Below are 20,181 nucleotides of genomic sequence, written 5' to 3'. Positions count from 1 at the left end.
GGGGGTGCCTCTATGTCTTTCATCAAGCCCGTGTTGGTCATGCGGCGGTTGCTTCGGAGGTGCGGGGTTCGTAGAAGGTGCCGTCGCGGAGCATGGCGAACAGCACGCTGATGCGATGGCGGGCGAGGCGGAGGAGGGCTTGGGTGTGGGTCTTGCCGCGGGCCCGGCATCTGTCGTAGTAGGTGCGGGAGGCCGGGTCGTGCAGGGCGGCGAAGGCGGAGAGGAACATCGCGCGTTTGAGCTGCCGGTTTCCAGTGCGTGGGGCGTGTTCGCCGTGGATGGAGGACCCGGAGGACTTCGTGGCCGGGGCGAGGCCGGCGTAGGAGGCCAGGTGGGCGGCGCTGGGGAAGCTGCTGCCATCGCCCACGGTCACCAGCAGGGTGGCTGCGGTCCTGACCCCGACTCCGGGCATCGAGGTCAGGACCTTCGAAAGAGGGTGGGCCTCCAACAGCTCGCTGATCTGGACTTCCAGGGCCCGTCGTTGCTGGTGGACGGCGGCCAGGGATCTCGCGAGCGAGGGCACGATGACGTCCAGGGTGCTGGTGCCGGGAACGACGACGGTCTGTTCGTCGAGGGCGTCGAAGATGTCGCCCACGAGGCGTTCGGCCATACGCGGGGCCTTGGGCCGCAGCAGGTTGACCAGCTGGCGGCGGCCGGCCTTGCGCAGGGCCTGCGGGGATCCGAAGCGCTCCAGCAGGTGGGTGACCGCCGGGTGGTCCAGGCGCGGGCCCAGGACCCGCTCCAGGGAGGGGTGGAATTGGGTGAGCAGGCCGCGCAGCCGGTTGGAGGTGCGGGTGGCCTCACCGGTGAGGTCCTCGTCGAAGCCCACGAGCATGGTCAGCTGGGCGGCAGTCTCGTCGGCGAGGTCGAGGGCGCGCAGGGTGTGGGGCATGGTGCGGGCGGCGTCCGCGATCACGGCCGCGTCCTTGGCGTCGGTCTTGGCCTCGCCGGGGTAGAGGTCGGCGATCCGCCGCATTGCCAGTCCTGGCAGGTAGGCGACGTGGCAGCCCGTGTCCCGGGCCACGGTCAGCGGCAGGGCGCCGATCGAGGCGGGCTGGTCGACGACGACCAGGACGGTGCCAAACTTCCCGCGGAGCTTGTCGAAGACGGCCCGCAGCTTCGGTTCGCTGTTGGGCAGCCGCTTGTCGAAGACGGTCTTTCCCGCCGGTGTCAGAGCGTGGCCGTGGTGGTCGCCCTTGCCGACGTCCAGGCCCAGGTAGACCGCGATCTCGCTGGTGTCGAGCACCGTACCCCCCGAGGGTGGCTTGTGTCCGTCCCGGCCTCGGGGCGCTGGCACCGTATGCGCGCATCCACGTTACGCAGACCTGCCACCCCCAGGTGGCCCGGCCTTGCGCCGGGCCGGATGGCGGTCGGGCCTCTCATCAGCGGTCAGTCGGTGCCCTCGGGCCCGGTGACACCACCCCCCAGGTCATTCGAGCGACAGGGGGCAACAGTCATGCCGGGCCCGGAGGCCAGGAGCCCCGTTTCGGGGCCACGAAGAAGGTAACGGGGCAGGCCGCTGCTGCGGGCTGGGCGCCGTGGGGCGTATCCGGCCCGGCAGAGCCTGGCAAGGAGTCTTGCTGGTCTGTTCGTGTGACCTGCCCGGAAACCGGTCGGTGCTCAACAGGCGTGTATGGAAGAGTAGTTGGCCGACTCGCGGGGGCTGGGACGGGCGACAGGGGGAACAGGCCCATGGCTGTGGTGCTGCCGGACGGTGTGGATGCCATCCTTGATCTGATCGGGGTGGGCTGGCCCAACGTGGACGAGGACGCCTACCGCGACATGGCCAAGGACCTGCGGGACTTCGCCGATGATGTGGATGAGGACGCCCACGCCGCGCACAAGGGGATGGAGCGGCTGATCTCCTCGGGCCAGAGTGAGGCGCTGACCGCGCTGTCGGGCTACTGGGGCAAGGTCAAGGGCACGCACATGGCCGATCTGGCGGAGGCGGCCAGGATCTTCGCCAACGCCATGGACGCCGCGGCCGACATCATCGAGGGCCGCAAATGGGTCGCGGTCGGTGAGCTGACCGCGTGCGCAGCCTCGGCCGGTATCTCCCTGGCCGCCGCCCCTTTCACCGCGGGGCTGTCCGCGCTGATCGGGGCGGGCGCGATCCAGGCCTGCCGCATCGCGGTCAAGCGGGCGATCAAGGAGATGCTGGACCTGGCCGTCCAGGAGATCGTGACCGCGATGACCGAGCCGGCGGTGGCGGCGCTGGAGAACATGGCCGCCGACCTGGTCGTCCAGCTCGCCTCCAACGGCCTGGGCATCCAGGACGGCGTGGATATGAACCAGGTCGGCGAGGCGGGCAAGGAAGGCCTCAAGGACGGCGGCTTGAACCTGGCTTCTGCCGACGGCGTTCCCCACCTGGGCGGGATGCTGGGCAAGCTGGACATCGACCACGACGAGCACGACCGGGCCGCCCTGAAGCTCAACGGGGTGAGCGTCTCGCTCAACGGACGCACCACCGGCAAACTGACCCGCGCGAAGAGCAACCACAACCGCACCCGCGGCAAGGACGACATCGCCCAGGCCATCGATACGGTCGCCGACAAGATGATGGGCTCCTTGGAGAAGGCCACCAAGCACCTGGGCGACCACATGGGCGGCGGCCTGCCCAAGGGCGTGCGCAACATCTCCGACTCCCACAAGACCAACGAGCGCGCCACCCGCGACCACTTCGACAAAATCACCGTCAGCGGGGACGACCGCGGCGGCCGCGGACCAGGCCGCGGGCCCGGCGACGCGGCCCGGCCCGGCCCCGGTCCGGGCCGCGGGCCGGAGCGCCCCCGTTCCCTGCGGGAGGTGCAGGACCGGCCGCGGGAGAGGGCCGTCTCGCTGTCCAAGCGCCGCTGCAAGACCGACCCGGTGGATGTGGCCAGCGGCGAGATGGTCCTGTCCCAGACCGATCTGGCCCTGCCCGGTGTACTGCCGCTGGCCTTGCGCCGCACCCATCTGTCCAGCTACCGCTACGGCTGCTGGTTCGGCCCCAGCTGGGCCTCCACCCTGGACGAACGCCTGGAGCTGACCGCCCAGGGAGCACTGTGGGCACGGGAGGACGGCGCCGTCCTGTCCTACCCCCATCTCCCGGACGAGGGCAAGGACCCCGTCTGGCCCGTCGAAGGCGACCGGCTCCCCCTGGCCTTCGCCGAGCGCAGCGCGCTGGGCGAGGTGACCTACACCATCACCGACCACCGCTCGGGCCTGACACGTTTCTTCACCGGCAGCCCGTACCAGGACACCCTGTACTGGCTGAGCGAGATCACAGACCGCAACGGCACCACCGTCCACCTCACCCGCGGCGCCGGCGGGCTGCCCACCGCGGTACTCCACGACGGCGGCTACCGGATCGAGGTCACCTGCGAGGCCGGCCCCGGGCGCGTCACGGCACTGTCCCTGCGCACCCCCGACGGCCCCGTCCAGGTCGCTGCTTTCGGCTACGACGAGGCCGGCCACCTGACCGCCGTGACGAACTCCTCCGGCCCGCCGCTGACGCTCACCTACGACGACGCCGGCCGGGTCACCTCCTGGAGGGACCGCAACGACTCCACCTACCGCTACGTGTACGACACCGAAGGACGAGTCACCCGCACGATCGGCCCGGCAGGCGTTTTGTCCTCCACCTTCGCCTACGAGCCCGCCGACGCGGACGGCCACCGCACCACGCGCTTCACCGACTCCACCGGCGCCACCACGACCTACCGCATCAACCAGCTCCAACAGGTCATCGCCGAAACCGACCCGCTCGGCCACACCACGCACTTCGACTTCGACCGCCACGACCAGCTGCTGACCGTCACCGACGCCCTGGGCCACACCACGCGCTTCGAGCGCGATGCCCACGGCAACCTCACGGCGATGACCGCCCCCGACGGGGTACGCACCACCGCCGCCTACAACGAGCTGCACCTGCCCGTTGAGGTCACCGAACGCGGCGGACGACAGGTGCGCTACACCTACGACGACCGCGGCAACCTCCTGGCCTCCACCGACCCGGCCGGCGCGACCACCCACTACACGGTCAACGCCCACGGCCACCTGACCGCCATCCGCGACGCCCTGGGCCAGACCACGAGAGTCACCCCCAACCCGGCCGGCCTCCCGGTGGCGGTCACCGCACCCGACGGCGCGACCGCCACCTGCACCCGGGACACCTTCGGCCGCGTCACCTCGGCCACCGACGCCCTGAGCAACACCGTGCGCCAAGGCTGGACCATCCAGGGCAAGCCGGCCTGGCGGGAACTGCCGGACGGCACCCGGGAGGAATGGACCTGGGACAGCGAAGGCAACCTGCTCAGCCACACCGACCGCATGGGCCGCACCCGCACCCACACCTTCACCCACTTCGACCAGCCCACCACCACCCGCACCACCGACGGCGAGTACCGCTTCACCCACGACACCGAACTACGCCTGACCGGTGTCACCAACGCCCAGGGTCTGACCTGGCACTACACCTACGACGCGGCCGGCCGCCTCACCGCCGAGACCGACTTCGACGGCCGCACCGTGACCTACGAACACGACCCGGCCGGCCGCCTGACCCGCCGCACCAACGCCGCCGGCCAGTCCCTGACCTTCGCACGCGACGTGCTGGGCCGCGTCACCGAACTCCGCCACGACGACGGCTCGGTCTCCACCTTCACCCACGACGCGGCCGGCCACCTCTCACGCCTGACCAACGCCCACGCCACCATCGACATCGCACACGACGCCGCCGGACGGGTGGTGGCCGAAACCGTCAACGGCAGCACCCTCACCCTCGCCTACGACACCGCCGGCCGCCGCACCCACCGCCGCACCCCCTCCGGCGCCACCAGCACCCTCACCTACACCCCGCAAGGCCTGGCCACCTACACCGCAGGCGAGCACACCTTCCGCTTCGACCGCGACGCGCTGGGCCGCGAAACCACCCGGAACCTCGACGGCCGCCTCGCCCTCCACCACACCTGGGACGCCGTCGGCCGCCTCACCGGCCAGGCCCTGACCGTACCCGGCACCGACCTGCTGACCCGCACCTTCACCTACCGCCCCGACGGCGCCCCCACCGCCATCGACGACAGCCTGACCGGCCGCCGTACCTTCACCCTGGACGCCTCCGGCCGCATCACCGCCGTCCAGGCCCGCAACTGGAGCGAGACCTACGCCTACAACGCGGCCGGCGACCAGACCCACACCACCTTGCCCACCCAGGCCCCCGGCCAGGACACCACCGGCCCCCGCACCCAGCAGGGCACCCGCATCACCGCTGCCGGGCGCACCCGCTACCACTACGACGCCGCCGGCCGCCTGATCCGCCGCCAGACCACCACCCTGTCCGGCAAGACCCTCACCTGGCACTTCCGCTGGGACGCCGAAGACCGCCTCACCCACACCCAGACCCCCCACGGCACCCACTGGCGCTACTGCTACGACGCCCTGGGACGGCGCACCGCCAAACAGCGCCTGGACGCCGACGGCCACCCCCAGCAGACCACCACCTACTGCTGGGACGGCGCGCACCTGGCCGAGGAAACCACCGACCACACCACCCTCACCTGGGACTACACCGGCCTCAACCCGCTCGCCCAGCGCGAGACGAAAACCGACGCCGCCCAGCAAGAGATTGACCGGCGCTTCTTCGCGATCGTCGCCCACCTCGACGGCAGCCCCAGCGAACTCATCAACCCCGACGGCGACATCGCCTGGCGCACACGCAGCACCACCTGGGGCGCCACCCAATGGAACCGCGACGCCACCGCCTACACCCCGCTGCGCTACCCCGGCCAGTACTACGACCCCGAAACCGGCCTCCACTACAACCTCAACCGCTACTACGACCCCGACCTCGGCCGCTACCTCACCCCCGACCCGCTCGGCCTCGCACCCGCCATCAACCACTACGCCTACGTCCCCAACCCCTTCACCCTGGCCGACCCCCTCGGCCTGGCCGGCTGCGAAGCCGACCCCACCTGGGGCGGACGGGTCACCTTCACCCGCGACGAGCACGGCCGCCCCTACGAGATGAACGCGACCATCACCCGCGACATGCTGGACGAGGGCACCCACGCCGACAACTCCCTCAGACCGCCCGGCTTCCTCGGCGGCGACTACAACCAGGCACGAGGCCACCTGCTCGCCCGGATGCTCGGCGGCTCCGGCGACACCCTGGACAACCTGTTCACCATCACGCAGAACCCGACGAACAGCCCCGAGATGCGGGACTTCGAACAAGCCATCCACAACGCGGTCGAAAAAGACGGAAAGATCGTCACCTACAACGTCTACCTGGAGTACAGCGACGACCAGAAAGACTCCGTACCGAAGTACATCCAGCTCGAAGCCTACGATCAGCACGGAAAAACGATCGTGGACACCACCCTGGACAACCCCGCCCACGCACAGCAGCAGCGACACCGCCAAGGACTCCTGCCATGACCGGCCTCAACGACCTGACCCGGCTCTGCCCCCCACCCGCCGACGTCCCAGCCGTGGACTGGCCGGCCGTCGAGACCGCCCTGGGCATGCGCCTGCCCGACGACTACAAACACCTGGCTGCCACCTACGGGCCCGGCGCGTTCTGCGACTTCCTCCGCATCTACCACCCCCACGCACCCACCCCGTGGGTCAACCTCACCGGCCCCATGCCGGCCACCCTGCGCGCCCAGCTCACCCAGGACCGCGACCAGGACACATTCCCCGTCCCCCACGACCCCCAGACATTGTTTGCCATCGGGGTGACCGACAACGGCAACCACCTGTTCTGGATCACCACCCCCCAGACCGACCCCGACACCTGGCGCCTCACCGTCAACGAGGCCCGCGGCCACACCTGGTACACCTTCGACGGCACCCTGACCGAGTTCCTCACCGCCACCCTCAGCAGGCAGGTACAGGTCCCCGTCTTCCCCGACGGCCTCCTTGACGCAGGCCCCTCCTTCACCCCGTCCCCCGCCCCCGCCAGCCCCGCACCGGCAGCGCCCCCCAGCAGCGGCGGGAGGCGCATCGACTCTCAGGCTGTCCGCGCATGGGCCCGCGCCAACGGCTACGACCTCCCCGACCGCGGACGCATCCCCGCACCGATCCTCCAAGCCTGGGAAGAAGCCCACCCCGCCTGACCCCACACGCCCTCTGGGCCACACCGTGCCCGCACGCCGGGCCGGGCGCGCGTGCCACGGCACAAAGCGGCTCGGCGCTGTTGGGGACGCCAGGTCGAGGATGGCGGCGCACTTCGGGGTCACCTCCGCCGTGCCGACGCCAGATCCGCGGTCTGCTGGTGGGACAGCAGACCGGCGACGGCCTCGAATGGTGTGGCTGACCTTGCTCCAACAAGAGGCTCGCTCTGCCGCAGGCACTTACTTCGTTCATTCAGCCCGAAGTGAGGGAGCCGGATCAGCAGCACGGGGGACTGTAAAACGTTCGGCTCTGTCTCACATTCGGTGGTGACGGAGCGCGAGAACTGGTCGCCTCGGCCTCACAGAGAGTGCGAACGATGCTCTGGCCTCGGTGCTCCGCAACAGACGGCAACACATCGGAGGCGCCGAGGTTGTTGCGCCGACTTCTCACGGACAGGCGCCGACCTGTCGGCCGGAACCGGGAACGACTGTCACGACGCGCGGACCTGCGTTTATGAGCGATGACCTGTCCACCATTGCCGTAACTGCCTGTTACCACCGAATGTGAGACAGAGCCGAACGTTTGACAGACCCCAGCACGGCGGCCGGGCTACAGGCTCTGGCTCGTAGCCCGGCCGCCGGGTGTCAAGCGGCGATGATGGTGTGGAAGAACAGGACGGCGCCGGCGAAAGCTGCGCCGCCGGCCAGGAAGGCAGTGGCGGTGTTGTGCTGAGCGAGGTAGGTCAGCACAGCGGCGCCGGTGGCGGTGAGGGTGCCGAGCAGCAGGATGAGGGCGCTGCGCAGGCACAGGAGGGGCTGCCCTCCGCCGGGGGCGGGGGGCCGTGGGGGATGTGAGCCGACGGGCGGATGCTGGTGGTGCGGGGCCTGCGGGGCGTGGCCGAGGTGGTGGTCAGCGGGGCAGTGCTGGCCGGTGGCCTGACCGCCGGCGGGGTCGTGGTGCTGCTCCGGGATGGGGTGCGTGGTCATGGTGTCCTCCGGTGAGGTGATCGTCGGCCACCGCAGCTGCGGTGGCTACCTGTTGCGGGTGTAGAAGGCCGGCCCCCGCCATCCCCCTTGTGATGCACATCACATTTCTTGTGTAGGGGGTGGGAGGGGGAAGAACCGCGCGGCCCGCCTATGACCTTGTTGAGCAAGCGGTGGGTTCGGGGCCCGCCGGGGGACGGGCAAGGGAGCGAAGTGTGCCGGATGGGATCTGTGAGGGGCGTGCTCCCCGCGGCGCTACGCCGCACAGCAAGCAGGTGACCGCCGAGACGAACGGCTCCCTGCACATCTTGGAGGAGTCCCTCGCCGGCGGGCACGCTGCGGAGGACGCATCGGCGCGCGCCCAGCGCCGGGAGGCCGACGCCGCCCTGGTGGAGTTCCTGCGCCGCCGCGGTTTCACCGGCCCCCACTACCAGGCCTTCATCGAGGAGTTAATGGAGTACGGGTGGCGCACGCTGAGCGCCTGGAGCGCGAGCGGGCACATATTCGACCGCACGGCCGGCATGGGCCGCCCCGTATCGCCGGACATGCTGCCCACCACCTGGACGTGGGCGTACGAGGACCGCACTCAGGTCGTTACCGACACCGTCATCGAAGGCAGCATCCTGTTTCGTGAGCACGGCCTGGTTCGTGGCAAGTGGACCCCGCACGGCGGCGCCAGCCTGACGACCTACTTCGTGGGCGCCAACATCCTCGCCTTTTCTGCCGTCTACACCCGCTGGTTCAAAACCCACCGTCTGGGGCAGGCCGAGCTGGACCGCCGCGGCGACGACAGTGACGACCTCCTCCACGCCCGGCGCGACATCCCCGACCAGCGCGCCACCGACCCCGCCCGCACTGCCGCCCTCTACGACGACATCCGCCGACTGCGCCCGCTGCTGCCAGATGAGCAGTTGCGTGAGGCGCTCGTGTGGATGGCCCTGGGTTACACCCAGGCCGAGGCTGCCGACCAGGTCGACCTGACACCCAAGGCACTCGAGAGGCGCCTGGCCCGCGCCCGCACCAAGGTTTCCGCCAGCGGCTTTGACCAGAGCCGACTGGGGGAGGGGGGAGCACGATGAGTGTCCACAAGGACGAGGCGATGCACACCACCACCGCTGACGATGCCGAGTTCGCGGCCCTCATGGCCGCCTCCAGCCTGGGCGCACCCCACGTGCGCGCCCTCGGCACAGCCATCCCCGACGAGGCTCGGCGCCGGCTGCACGCCGCCGCCGAGCCGGACGCCGTCGGCAACAGCGGCAGCCAAGCCCGGACCGAAGAAGCCCCAGAACACCCAGCCGCACGTGAGGGCGACGGAGAGACCGGCCAGAAGCACACCGTACGCAAGGGCGCCCGTCATCTGCTGCTGGGGATCTTCACCGAGGCGCTCATCGGCCTGACAGGGACAGAACGCCCTCCCGTGTCGTCTCTGCGGCACATCTCCTGGGCAGAGGACAACAGCCGCCTGCCGACGCACGTCGCGGCCCCGTACGACACCTGCTCGCTGGAGTCCTGGCTGCCGCCCGTGTACCTGAGGTACCTGAGTCCGCCGCGGCTGCACCGCACCACCCTCGAGTATGCGCTGGAAGCACTGCGGGCCGGCATGCTCCCACGGGGGGAGCACACCTACCTGCGGTGCACACTGGGTACAGGCAAGACTGCGCCGGCCGCCACTGCGCTGTTGCTGGCAAGCAGCCGGTGGACTCACTCCAGGCCGACCGCCGACTACGCCCTCTCCAGGCTGCCGGTCACGTGGGGTTCAATACTGGCCATGGGCGGCGACTTCGTACTGTGCTCCTCGGCACGGGCGGATCGTGGTTCGAATTCCGGTCTGACTGCAGGCGATTTTGCCTACATCGTCAGCGGCTGCGGGCAGCGGCCCGATACGGCGACGGTGGGAGGGGCCGACCTGGACTTCTGCCGGTCGGCGAAAACACGGCACAAGAAGCTGGAACTCCCCACGGCCTGGTGGCGATTCCTGGTGAGGTCGATCACCCGCCAAGGGAGCTGGGAGCCCCTTCAGGAAGTTCCGCGCGCCACTGCGTCGCCGGATTTCGCAGTGGAAAACGAGCACGGCGGGCTGTCCGCCGCATGCATGACCGACCTTCTGCAAGTGGTGCAACCAGCCCTTTGGAACCACCCCTGCTCGCAGGATCTCCCCACGCGGCACACAGCAGACACGCGGGCGGCCGGGGCAGCGCACCGCATCATGAGCGAGCTGGCCTGTCAGGCATGTTCCCCCGGCGCGGGAGGGAACTTTGACCACCGACATGTGAACGCGGCCTCCGGGACACTTCCAGATGTGAGCCTTAAGGAGGAGCATTCTGTGTTTTCTCCGCCTCACCTGCTGGTAGCCGTGGAACAGGCGGTGGATCTGGCCCCGGCGCATCGCCGCGCCATCCCTGCCCAGCCGCCCCCGCTGCCGGACATGGACGCCTACGAGCCCCGGCCCAGCACACTGCTGGTGCCCGCCGCACCCACGGGTCGGCATGCACACAGGGCAGACCACCCCGCTGCCGCAGGCGGCGCCGTCCACGCCCCGCCGAGAACCACTCGCTCCCCGCAGACGCCAGCGCGCCCTGGTGCGGACGGCGGGCTTTTACTGCGGAGCAGGCAGAGCAGCGGCGGGCCCGAGCACCACGCACAGCTATGGATGCGACTGCACCAGAGCGAAGACGACGACGGCAAACGGCTGCCGGCCCGGCTGGTCCACCGCGCCGCGGACAGGTACGCGATCACGGCTGTCTTCAACGCCGGCACCGATGAAGAACGCACCTGGGTCTTCGCCCGTGAACTGCTGGCCGACGGCCTGTACCAAAGCGTCGGTATCGGCGATGTGATCGTGTGGCCCGGGCCTGAAGAGCCGAGCCCTGCCGGGAGCAGGCGGATCTTCATCCGCCTGCGATCCCCCGAGGGCACCGCGCTGCTGTCGATGGCACGAGACGACGCCGTCGCCTTCCTCGACGCCAGCGAGCCCTCGGCGCACGAGGAGGCCATGATCACACCGGCGAGTTCCCCCAGCGCATGGGAAAGCGCACTGACCAAGCTCATCTGCCCCAGCACTGGCGAGTAGCCCTGCCCAGCCACTGAGCGGCTCCGCGTCGCTGCGCAGCGGATAGTGCCAGCTTCAGTGCAACTGACCCGACCACGGACCGCGGTATGCGGGGGAGGTTCTCCGGCGCCCGGCCCTCTCTGACGGGGGGAGTCGGCCGGTCCGCGGGCAGGTCATGATGGTGCTCTGGCCGGGGCCCGTGCCCAGGTCAGGGGGCGGTCTGGTGCCTGCGGCGCCGGCGTAGGGCGCGCTGGGCCTGGGCGCGGGCGCATTCGCGGGAGCAGTAGATGACGCCGGTGGTGCGGTGCTGGCCGTATGTGGCGCGTCCGCGCTGGCGGACGAAGTACCGGCGGCAGGTCTCGTTGGCGCACTGGCGGACGAACGCGCCCTCGGCGAGGTGGTTGTATAGCTGCAGGAAGCAGACGGAGTAGACGGTGGGGTGCCGGTCGGCCAGGGTGCCGATACCGATGCTGAAGTTGCGCAGTGCGGCTTGCAGCGCACCCTCTAGTTGCTGGACGCGCAGCTGGATGAGGATCTCCCGCAGCATCTCGAGGGAGGCGGGCCAGGGCTCCTCTTGGTGCGGGGCCTGGGCTCGCAGCTGCTCCAGGTGGGTCTCGGTGACGTCCGGTGCAACGAGTTGTTCCAGCCCTCCTTCACGCTGGCAGGCCAGCCATGTCGCGACGGCGTCCTGGGCTTCTTGCAGGTGCAGCCGGACCAGGTCGCGGTGAACACCGGGACGTGACTGGTTAGGGGGATGCTGCTGGATGGCGGCCCGGACTTGCGCGATGGCGTCCTCGTCCCAGCTGCTCTGGTCGAGCTCCCGGCCGTCCAGGTCGAAAAGCGGCCCGTAGGTGCTGAAGATGCGGGCGACGCCTTCGAGGTCGTCCGCGGACAGTTCCATCAGCTCGCGCAGGTAGAAGTCGTCCGGCAGCTGCACTGCGGACTGCCCCCGGGATGCCTCAAGAGGCCAGGTGATCCAGTCTCCGTCAGTCTCCACTCCCTTGAGCGGCACGACGGGGGGAGTCGGGACCGCCGATCCCGGCCATAGCGTGGGACGAAAACGTGGGTCAACGTACTCTGCCATGGTGGCATGGTATCCGCTAACTTCGTAGTACGGAATAGTGAGGCTTCGTACTACGGGAGAGTGTGTGGGCAGGAGAGAAGCAACACTGGCCGACTGGCCAGCGCGGAAAACCACCGGCGACCGACACGAGCAGGCCGTGGCCTACGCCCTGGAAGCCCGCGGGTGGACCGTCCACCTCTGCGGGCAGGGCACCTTCCCGGCGCAGATCCAAAACGCCCTGCGCCACACCGACTCCGCTCTTCGCTACTTCCCCGACCTGATCGCCGCCCGCGGCAGCGACCTTGTCACCGTGGACGCCAAAACCCGCATGCCCAGCACCACCTCCAGCCGCTACGCGATCTCCCGCAGATGCGCCCTGGCCGGCCTGCAATTCATGGGCGCCAACGCACCCGTACCGCTGTACTACGTCCTGGGCGACCTCCGCGTCCTCACCCCAGCGGAAGTCCTCCACTACACCTGCCACGCCAGCCACCCCACCAGCGGCGCCTACCACCTCATCAGCACCCGACGAGCCCACCTCTTCGACGACGTCTTCGGCACCATCACCTTCCAGCGCAGCGCATGACCAACCACCGCTGCCACACCCAGAGCAGGACCGCCCTCTGGGTGCCGCGCACCCGCTGACCGCCGGCAAAGGCCCGTGCTGGCCACAAGCCGCCCAGGCACAAGACGCTCTTCCGGCCCGTCACCCTTTTGCCTGAATACGCCCCGCATCACCCCAGAACGTGGGCAGCATGGTGACGTGGTCGGCACAGAAGAACAGCGCAGAGAACCGGGGGAGCGGTGGGCGTACCGGGCGGCGCCGTACCACGGCCCGGTCTACGAGGTTGAGGTCCTCAAAAAAGGCACGAAGCGTCCGACGCGGATCAAAGTCCGTTTCGTAGCGGAAGACGCAGAAGGCCGCGAGGAATGGGTGCCTCCGGCCCGGCTACGAGTGCCATGGCATAAAAAGGACGCGTGGCTGGCAGACCAGCAGCGGTGGAACGATCTGACACGTGACAGCCCTGACGACCACGACCCGGAGTTCCTCGCCGTCTGCACCCTCTTCGACGAGCAGTGGTGGACGGACCTGGCAACGGTCGGCTACAACGCCCGGGAATGCGGCATCCTCTACATCCACGACGCACCGGCCCTGGCCGAACTTCTTGACGTACCCGAGACCTTCTTCTCCGCCGACGCACGAGCCTTCACCGACGCCGAAGGAGCAGTCGTCGCGCCGTGGCCCACCACCCTGGCCGTCACGCGCCTCCTGGCCAAGACCCGAGCCGACCAACTCGTTGCCCTCATGGCCGAGAAAGACCAGCAAGCCCACCACGAGGCCACCTACGGCCAGTACTACCCCGGCCGTGGTAAAAACCCGGGCACGCACATCAGCCCCGAGACCTGCGCGGAAGTCGACCGCATCTACCGACCGGCCCGCGACCTGCTGCGCCAGTGGTGCGGCGCCGAGACCGCAGAGCGCCTCGATGAGCTCCAAGCACTGCGCACCGAGGTGGTACGCATCGGCAAGCTCATGGAAGCAGCCATCACCTGCCTCCGGCAGGCCGGACAGACCGCAGCAGCCAGCCGCTTCGAACGCGAACTCGGCATCCCACTCGAAACCCTCCGCCACACCCTCTCCGGCCGAGACTGACCCCACCCGGTGTACCCCCTGCTGCCGACACGACAACGGAGTGGAGACAAGGAGCCGCATCCAGTGCCCCGCCCCCGGCTCAACGAACGCCAACTCAACGTCCTGCGCCGCATCTGCCACGGCCCACAGGTCACCTCCGCCGACTCCGACCTGGCCGTCACCGTCTACGCACTGCGCCACAGGAAATTGGTCACCACCACCTGGGCCAACGGCCGCTGGACCGCCGCCGCCACCGACGCCGGCCGCCAGTACCTGGCCGAAAACGACACCACGAACCCCCACCCCGCCGCACCCGGCGCCGCGAGCCCCAGGGCATCCGACTCCACCGGGAACGACGCCGCCCACCTGATCACGACCATCCGACAGGCCGACGGCACGCTCCACATCACCGACCCCTCCGCAGCCGAACGCGCCCGGCTACGCCGTCTCCTGCACGCCGCAAGAGCAGAGCATCTGGTCCCAGACGGCCACCATCTGCAGTACACCGGACGTGACAAGGGCGACATGATCATCACCCTGAGACCAGGTCCCACACCGGCACGCGACACACCGCAGACAGCCCCCATCGCCGTCCCCGCCGATCTGCTCACCACCCGCCTGCACCCCGCAGCCCGCGACACGCCCCTACCGGTCTGCCCCAACTGCCGGTCCCGCGCCCGCCGGATCCTCCACGCGCTCTGCCTCGCCGCGCAGCAACAAGGCCACACCGCCGGCGCCCCCGCCTCCACCTCGTCAGCAAGCCTCGTCATCACCGCAGGCGAACACACTTTCCCCCTCTCCTTCACCGAAGGCTCCCACGAGGTGCCCGACACCGAAGGCATCAAGTACTCCTGGCAGCGCGTCACGGCGCGCACCACACACCCCTCCCACCAACTCGAACTCAGCCTCGAGCACTCATACGCGCATCCAGGGCGCCGCTACCGCTGGGGGGACCGGCAACGCTGGCGCCTGGAGGACAAACTCCCCGACGTCCTGCGCGAAGTCGCCCACCGCGCCCGCATCGAACACGAACGACAACTGGCACGACAACGCGCAGAGAACGAAACCCGCCAGCGCTGGCTGGCCGCCATGGAGCAAGCCCGCACCGACTTCATCGAAGCCCACCGCCTGAAGACCCTGCGCGCACAAGTCCACGCCTGGCAGGAAGCCACTGCCATCCGCGACTACTGCCAGGCATTGGAAGAGCACCAGCCCGGTACCGCCACACCGGAGACGGTCGCGCAGTGGATCGCCTGGGCGCGCGCCTACGCCAAGAGCATCGACCCTCTGCCACATAATCCGGGCCTCCCACCGGACCCGGACATCACCCCGCAGGACCTACGCCCCTACCTGCACGGCTGGAGTCCGTACGAGCCCAAGCAAAGGTAATCAGCCGCAGCCGGCGCAATGAACCGGAACCCCTGGCCTCTAACCGGTGCACCTGGGCATGAAAGCCACCAGGCGCACGAGAGACAGAGATTCTCACCGTGTTCGGCTCTTCCACCAGGCCACCGCAGACCGGTTGCGGCGGACGCTGTGCCTGCACGGCTTGCACGACCGGCGCGCCCAGAACACCCTGGACGACTCAAAGAAGCCCGCCCGGGTCGGCTGGAGGCAGGGCTGCCCTGGCTCGCCAGCAGCGGCAGACCCTCACCGGCATACCCGCCCACCGACGGCGACCGGCTCGTACGCAATACGGCGGGAGAAGCCCCGGTAAAAATCTTGCGGCCGCCGGCAGCACCGGCCAAGAAACAGAAGGTGGCTGTACGGGTGATGTACGGGCGGAAACGCCCCCTGGGCAGCGTGTAGTGAGGCAGGATCCCACCCCTGGCCTTTGCGGTACCGGCTTCGGGAGTCCGGCAGAGAAGAAGGGGGGCACGGCGGGATGGTCGGCAAGATCACCGGTGGGCAGTGGGCGGTGCTCGAGCGCCTGGCGGAGAGGGAACAGGCCGCAGAGACGGTGCGCCAGACGTGGATGCCGGTGGGCGGCACGACGGAGGCGGAGGCGGTGCGGGCGCTGGAGTGGGCAGGGCTGTGCCGCACCGTCCCGGCTGAAGAAGTGCTCCGCGCAAACTCCTCCCGCCCAACCACAGCACGGGCGGTCCGCATCACCCCCGACGGCCTGAACGCGCTGGCCTGGCACCAGGGGCGCACAGACGCCGCCCCACCATGTCCGGCCTGGACGGCCAAAGCGGCCGATCCGGCCTACCGCGAGATCGCTCTCCAACCCCGCGAGATGCTCCTGCTGCGCCGCTACACCCACCTCCTCCCCGGCCTGGCCGCCGCTCCGGCAGCGGCTGGGACGCTATGGGAGGCGCTGATCGAAGCCCACCTGGACACCGCCGCCAACCGCTGGCGCCTCCAACTCGACGGCACCGGCCTTGCGGGCCTAGCCCACGCGGCGCACCTGGAAGCCCTGGCCGGACAGGTCGCTCCCCGCAACCGCCTGCACCGCGCCTACGACCTCACCCACCCCCGCCCCGTCCCTCCCGCGCCCTGCGCCGAGGCTGCCGTCGGCATGGTGAACCCGGAGTGACCACTTTCCGCAGCAGAGCTGCGAATCCCCGCCGGTGCCAGGCAGAACGCGGGTGTGCCAGCGGTATCGGGGGGCGGTTACTGCGCGGTGAATCCTGTGCAGGTGATGAAGCGGTCGGAGTCGTCGCCTGTCAGCCAGACCACGGTGTATGTGCCTGGTGGGTAGTGAGCCGTGGTACCGGGGAAATCTCCGGGCCAGGTCACGGTGGCTGGTGTGTCGGAGCGGATGGTCGTCCGTGCCAGCCGGGAAGTGCCATCGGGCATGTAGACGCGGGCCAGTAGGGACATCTCGGCTTGTACGGGGTCGAAGTTGCCGTACTTATTGCGGATCCCGAGTTCCACCGCATCCCCGGCCCGGACATCGTCTACGGAGAAGTACTGCCAGGCTCCCTCGACCTCGGGCTGCCGAGGCGGGGTGCAGTCCAACTGGTCCGGCAGGTAGGTGAACGGTGCGGGCCGCAGCGACAGGGAGGGGGCTGGCGCTGGTGTGCGTGCTTCAGCGGCGGAGCTGGCCGCGGTAGAGGGAGGAGAAGCCGACGAGTTGGGCGATTGCCTGCCGACCTCGGCCGGGGCACTACTACCCGTCGTAGCCTTCCTCTTGTTATCTGCTGGCGCCGCCTGCGGTTTCTGCTCCGCCGCGTCCCCGGACGCCGCGAGAACTCCCCCCACGGCACCCGCGACGGCAGCGGCTGCAGCAATGGCAAGAGACACCCTGAGACGAGCGCGACGCGGCACGGCGCAACCCCAGACCACATCCTCCCCAAGAGACAGGTCCCAGTGGGCGCTCACCAGATCCGCAACCAGCGTCGGCTGCTGACCACGTGCAGCAGCCGACGTGGCCTGCGCAGCAAGCAGGGCTATGCAACGGTCCCTGAGCTCGGCGGCGGACGGCCGGTCACCGGGCTCTTTGGCCAGCGCCCGCTCCACCAGGGGCAGCAGAGCATCCGGTACGCCCACAAGATCTGGCTCAGCGCAGATGACCCGGAAAGCCACAGCATCTGGAGCTCCAGTACCGAAAGGAAGACGTCCGGTCGCGGCATAGGCGACCAGGGCACCCCACGCGAAGACGTCCCCCGCAGCGCTCACCTCACCGGTGCGGTAATGCTCGGGACTGATCCAGCCGGGCGTTCCCGTCAGCACACCGGTGCGTGTCACCGAGGTCCCGCCCAGCGCGTGAGCGATACCGAAATCCAGTACCCGGGGACCGGCCGGGGCGAGGATGACATTCTGCGGCTTCATATCCCGATGGACGACACCGGCCTCATGAATCGCAGCCAGCGCGGCCGCGACACCGGCAGCCAACGCGTACAGCCGCGCCCCCTCCAACGCACCGCTTGCGGCCAGATGCTGCTCGAGAGTAGGGCCGGGCACAAAGCAGGTAGCAAGCCATGGAGTGGGCCCGTCGGTGTCGGCATCATGCACCGGCACCAGACAGGGACCCTTCACCCGCATGGAGATCCGCACCTCCCGCCGGAAACGGGAACGGAACTCCTCATCGGCTGCCAGAGCGGGATGGAGAGATTTAACCGCTATGCGCTGCCCCGAAGCATCGAGCGCCGCATACACCGTGCCCATGCCGCCCACCCCGAACCGGCCCGAGACACGGTACGGGCCAATACGATGTGGGTCGTCAGGCTGCACCGGCTGGATACGGCTAGACACCAAGCCCCCAACACGATCGACTACGTCCAACAGTCACCGTATGCTACCGATCGCCCACTTACCGCGCAGGGTTGCCAGCACACCGAGGCACCCAAACGCAGCCCGACCCGGGCGCCGAGAAAGCGACGGTGGCCCACAGCAGGTGTTGGGCGAAGGCCGCAGGGAACTCATCCGCGAGCGCACTGCCCTGGCGCGCTGGCACGCCGCCCACGACCTGCCCGAAAACGGCCATGCCCGCCGAACTGTGCCCGCAGACTGTGAACTTGGTCCTGAACATCGTTAAGCGGCACACCGCACACCCGAGCCCGACCTGCTGCGTTAGCCGCCCCAGTACCGCGCCTGCCTGGGCACCCCCGCTGCGACCACCTACGTTGACAGCGCACCATCGAGTCCGGCAGACCGGCCAAGTATCTGTCCGAAGGGAATCGTGCACTCGGCTACTCAGGCAGCCTCAACCTGCTCCACGAGTACCTCAGCCACGTAGCCGACTGTGAGCGCGCCCGCGCCTCGCAGCATGTGCTGTCACCGTGTGATTGCGATGTTGAACTGGGTGTTTCCTTCGCTGTCCTCGAACTGCAACGTGCCAGGGTTGTTCGGAACCCCGAGAACCTGGGTCGCCTTCACATGCTCGCCGGGACGCGGCTCGGGCGTGCTGGAGAACGGCCTGTACGGGATCAGGTCGGGGTCTTCAGGCCCGGCCACGAAGACAGGGTTGACGGCTTCTCCGTCAGCGCCGGACCAGCGGGGGCTTCCCAGCCAGTAGGTGTCCCATACTGTGTCGCCGAGGTTCTTGACCTGCATGGTGTAGATGACGAACTGCTGACCGGCGTCCGCCTTCGCGTCGCCGATAGCAGTTGTGTTCTCCACGGACAGCAGGGTTATGGCAGCAGCTCCGTCCTCGGTCGTGGCGGTAACGGTCTGCCCGGCTTTCAACTGACGTGGTGGCGGTTCCTGGGGCGCGGTGCTTGGCGGTGGCGTAGACGAGGTGTCCTCGCCGCTATCGGCATTTCCGCAGGCAGCGGCGCTGCCGAGAAAGAGGGCCGCTACGGCAGCGCCGATAGAGGCATTCTTGGGTTTCATCGCGATCTCTGAAATGTTGATCACTTCTTCACTGCCCCCCTGTATCCAGCATCACCCCGTCAGTGCGACCTGTAAAATATTTCTGCGCCCGGCGAGGTACAGCCCGCGCTGCCGAGGTATCAGCCGCTGAGACGGACGCTCCGTACGCGAGGGTGAAGGACTTGCCGGAGAAGCTCGGCGCAGACGGCACCACGATCACAGTGGGTGATCCGGGAGTCGCACTCACGGTGCACCTGTACGAGGATCCGCAGTGCCCGTACCGCAAGTGCAAGGAGTCCGAGGTCTTCGGCGGTGGCCCCGAACTGCGGGCGGCGACGATCCGGCGGGAAGCGAACACCGAGTACACCCTGGCGTCGCTCCTGGACGACCGGGCGGGCGGAAGCGGCTCGAAGAAGGCGGTCAACGCGCTGCGCGCCGCACTGGGGGAGGACAGATTCGCCGAGTACCACGAGGCGCTCTACACCCACCAGCCCGAGGAGAGCGCCGACGGCTACACCGACGCCCTCTTGCTGGAACTCGCCAGCCAGGTCGAGGGCCTGCGCGGCCCAAAGTTCGACACCGCGGTGAAGACCACGAAGTACCAGGCCTGCGTGACCGCCTCCCAGAAGGCCTATGAACGCGCCGGAGACGAGGAGAACCCGAAGGCCAGGGCACGCCCACTGCTGTGATCAACGGCAAGCGGATCCCGCTGGAGTACAACGGGATCCTGCTGGACGCCACTTCCTTCGCCGACCTGCTGTAGCGGATCCAGAACAAGCTGCTGGCACGAGACGGCCTTGGCTTGTAGACCACCGTGGCCCCACCAGGATGCCCGGGTCTAACACATCACCGCGTAACCGACAACTGCCCGAAGGGGCGCGCGGCCTTGATCGCGGCGCTGGCCGCCGTGGAGCGGACCCGCGGCAGCCTTGCCGGGGCGGCCGTACACACCGACCACGGCACCCAGGGTGGATTCAACTGACGGCCGCAATACCATGTAGTGGGAGGTGGAGCGATGGGTGTTGGTCCGCAGCAGCGCAGGGTTCGTGCGTACCGGGGGTAGATGCCGACACCGAAGTGGCCGCCCGCGGGATCTGCACCG

At 69.0% G+C, this 20,181-nt stretch carries 14 protein-coding genes; 9 read left to right on the top strand and 5 right to left on the bottom strand.

From position 1 onward, the window contains the following. Positions 1-37: 37 nt before the first annotated feature. Entirely contained in the window at positions 38-1,246 is a 1,209-nt protein-coding gene (locus CUT44_RS08875; protein ID WP_100201472.1) for an IS110 family RNA-guided transposase, read from the bottom strand. Positions 1,247-1,692: 446 nt separating this feature from the next. Here CUT44_RS08875 and CUT44_RS08870 point away from each other — a divergent pair, with 446 nt between their 5' ends. Next, positions 1,693-6,417 carry an RHS repeat-associated core domain-containing protein gene (locus CUT44_RS08870; protein ID WP_100201622.1) on the top strand — a complete coding sequence of 1,575 codons (4,725 nt, stop codon included), beginning with the start codon at positions 1,693-1,695 and terminating at the stop codon, positions 6,415-6,417. Continuing rightward, positions 6,414-7,097, top strand: coding sequence for an Lsr2 family DNA-binding protein (locus CUT44_RS08865; RefSeq protein WP_100201621.1), 684 nt, complete (start codon positions 6,414-6,416; stop codon positions 7,095-7,097). Before CUT44_RS08870 ends, CUT44_RS08865 begins: the two co-directional genes overlap by 4 nt. 642 nt (positions 7,098-7,739) lie before the next feature. Here CUT44_RS08865 and CUT44_RS08860 read toward each other — a convergent pair. Beyond that, on the bottom strand, positions 7,740-8,081 hold the full coding sequence (locus CUT44_RS08860; protein ID WP_100201620.1) for a hypothetical protein: 342 nt from the start codon (positions 8,079-8,081) through the stop codon (positions 7,740-7,742). A gap of 272 nt (positions 8,082-8,353) precedes the next feature. On the opposite strand from CUT44_RS08860, the gene CUT44_RS08855 reads away from it, so the two are divergent. Both CUT44_RS08855 and CUT44_RS08850 read left to right on the top strand, forming a co-directional pair. Then, positions 8,354-9,157: an ECF-type sigma factor gene (locus tag CUT44_RS08855; RefSeq protein ID WP_233221325.1), complete on the top strand. Its 804-nt coding sequence runs from the start codon at positions 8,354-8,356 to the stop codon at positions 9,155-9,157. Next, complete coding sequence (locus tag CUT44_RS08850) at positions 9,154-11,148, top strand: SsgA family sporulation/cell division regulator (RefSeq protein ID WP_100201619.1); 1,995 nt, start codon at positions 9,154-9,156, stop codon at positions 11,146-11,148. The genes CUT44_RS08855 and CUT44_RS08850 overlap by 4 nt, the downstream gene beginning before the upstream one ends. Positions 11,149-11,335: 187 nt before the next feature. Here the strand turns inward: CUT44_RS08850 and CUT44_RS08845 are convergent, their stop codons facing one another. After that, on the bottom strand, positions 11,336-12,124 hold the full coding sequence (locus tag CUT44_RS08845; protein WP_100201627.1) for a hypothetical protein: 789 nt from the start codon (positions 12,122-12,124) through the stop codon (positions 11,336-11,338). A gap of 151 nt (positions 12,125-12,275) precedes the next feature. Here CUT44_RS08845 and CUT44_RS08840 point away from each other — a divergent pair, with 151 nt between their 5' ends. The 4 genes from CUT44_RS08840 to CUT44_RS08825 all read left to right on the top strand — a co-directional run bounded on the left by CUT44_RS08840 (position 12,276) and on the right by CUT44_RS08825 (position 16,359). Next, positions 12,276-12,776, top strand: a complete 501-nt coding sequence (locus CUT44_RS08840; protein ID WP_233221324.1) for a hypothetical protein — start codon at positions 12,276-12,278, stop codon at positions 12,774-12,776. Between the two features lie 177 nt (positions 12,777-12,953). Continuing rightward, the gene (locus CUT44_RS08835; RefSeq protein WP_146252191.1) at positions 12,954-13,844 is read left to right on the top strand and encodes a hypothetical protein; all 891 of its coding nucleotides are present in this window, start codon (positions 12,954-12,956) and stop codon (positions 13,842-13,844) included. Positions 13,845-13,907: 63 nt separating this feature from the next. Beyond that, on the top strand, positions 13,908-15,212 hold the full coding sequence (locus CUT44_RS08830) for a hypothetical protein (RefSeq protein ID WP_146252190.1): 1,305 nt from the start codon (positions 13,908-13,910) through the stop codon (positions 15,210-15,212). A 496-nt stretch (positions 15,213-15,708) separates the two neighbouring features. After that, positions 15,709-16,359 (top strand): DUF6417 family protein, encoded by a 651-nt coding sequence (locus CUT44_RS08825; RefSeq protein WP_100201616.1) that lies wholly within the window; start codon positions 15,709-15,711, stop codon positions 16,357-16,359. Between the two features lie 77 nt (positions 16,360-16,436). On the opposite strand, the gene CUT44_RS08820 is transcribed toward CUT44_RS08825, so the two are convergent. Both CUT44_RS08820 and CUT44_RS08815 read right to left on the bottom strand, forming a co-directional pair. Then, positions 16,437-17,933 carry a serine/threonine-protein kinase gene (locus tag CUT44_RS08820; protein ID WP_233221323.1) on the bottom strand — a complete coding sequence of 499 codons (1,497 nt, stop codon included), beginning with the start codon at positions 17,931-17,933 and terminating at the stop codon, positions 16,437-16,439. Positions 17,934-18,542: 609 nt separating this feature from the next. Continuing rightward, positions 18,543-19,124 (bottom strand): DUF4352 domain-containing protein, encoded by a 582-nt coding sequence (locus CUT44_RS08815; protein WP_146252189.1) that lies wholly within the window; start codon positions 19,122-19,124, stop codon positions 18,543-18,545. Between the two features lie 137 nt (positions 19,125-19,261). Between CUT44_RS08815 and CUT44_RS08810 the strand changes: the two genes are divergently transcribed. Next, positions 19,262-19,768 carry a DsbA family protein gene (locus CUT44_RS08810; protein WP_332888258.1) on the top strand — a complete coding sequence of 169 codons (507 nt, stop codon included), beginning with the start codon at positions 19,262-19,264 and terminating at the stop codon, positions 19,766-19,768. Positions 19,769-20,181: the final 413 nt, after the last annotated feature.

Origin of the sequence: Streptomyces carminius, assembly GCF_002794255.1 — a bacterium.
Classification (GTDB): domain Bacteria; phylum Actinomycetota; class Actinomycetes; order Streptomycetales; family Streptomycetaceae; genus Streptomyces; species Streptomyces carminius.
The sequence above is the reverse complement of the archived record's forward strand: the minus strand, read 5'-3'. Positions and strand labels throughout refer to the sequence as shown.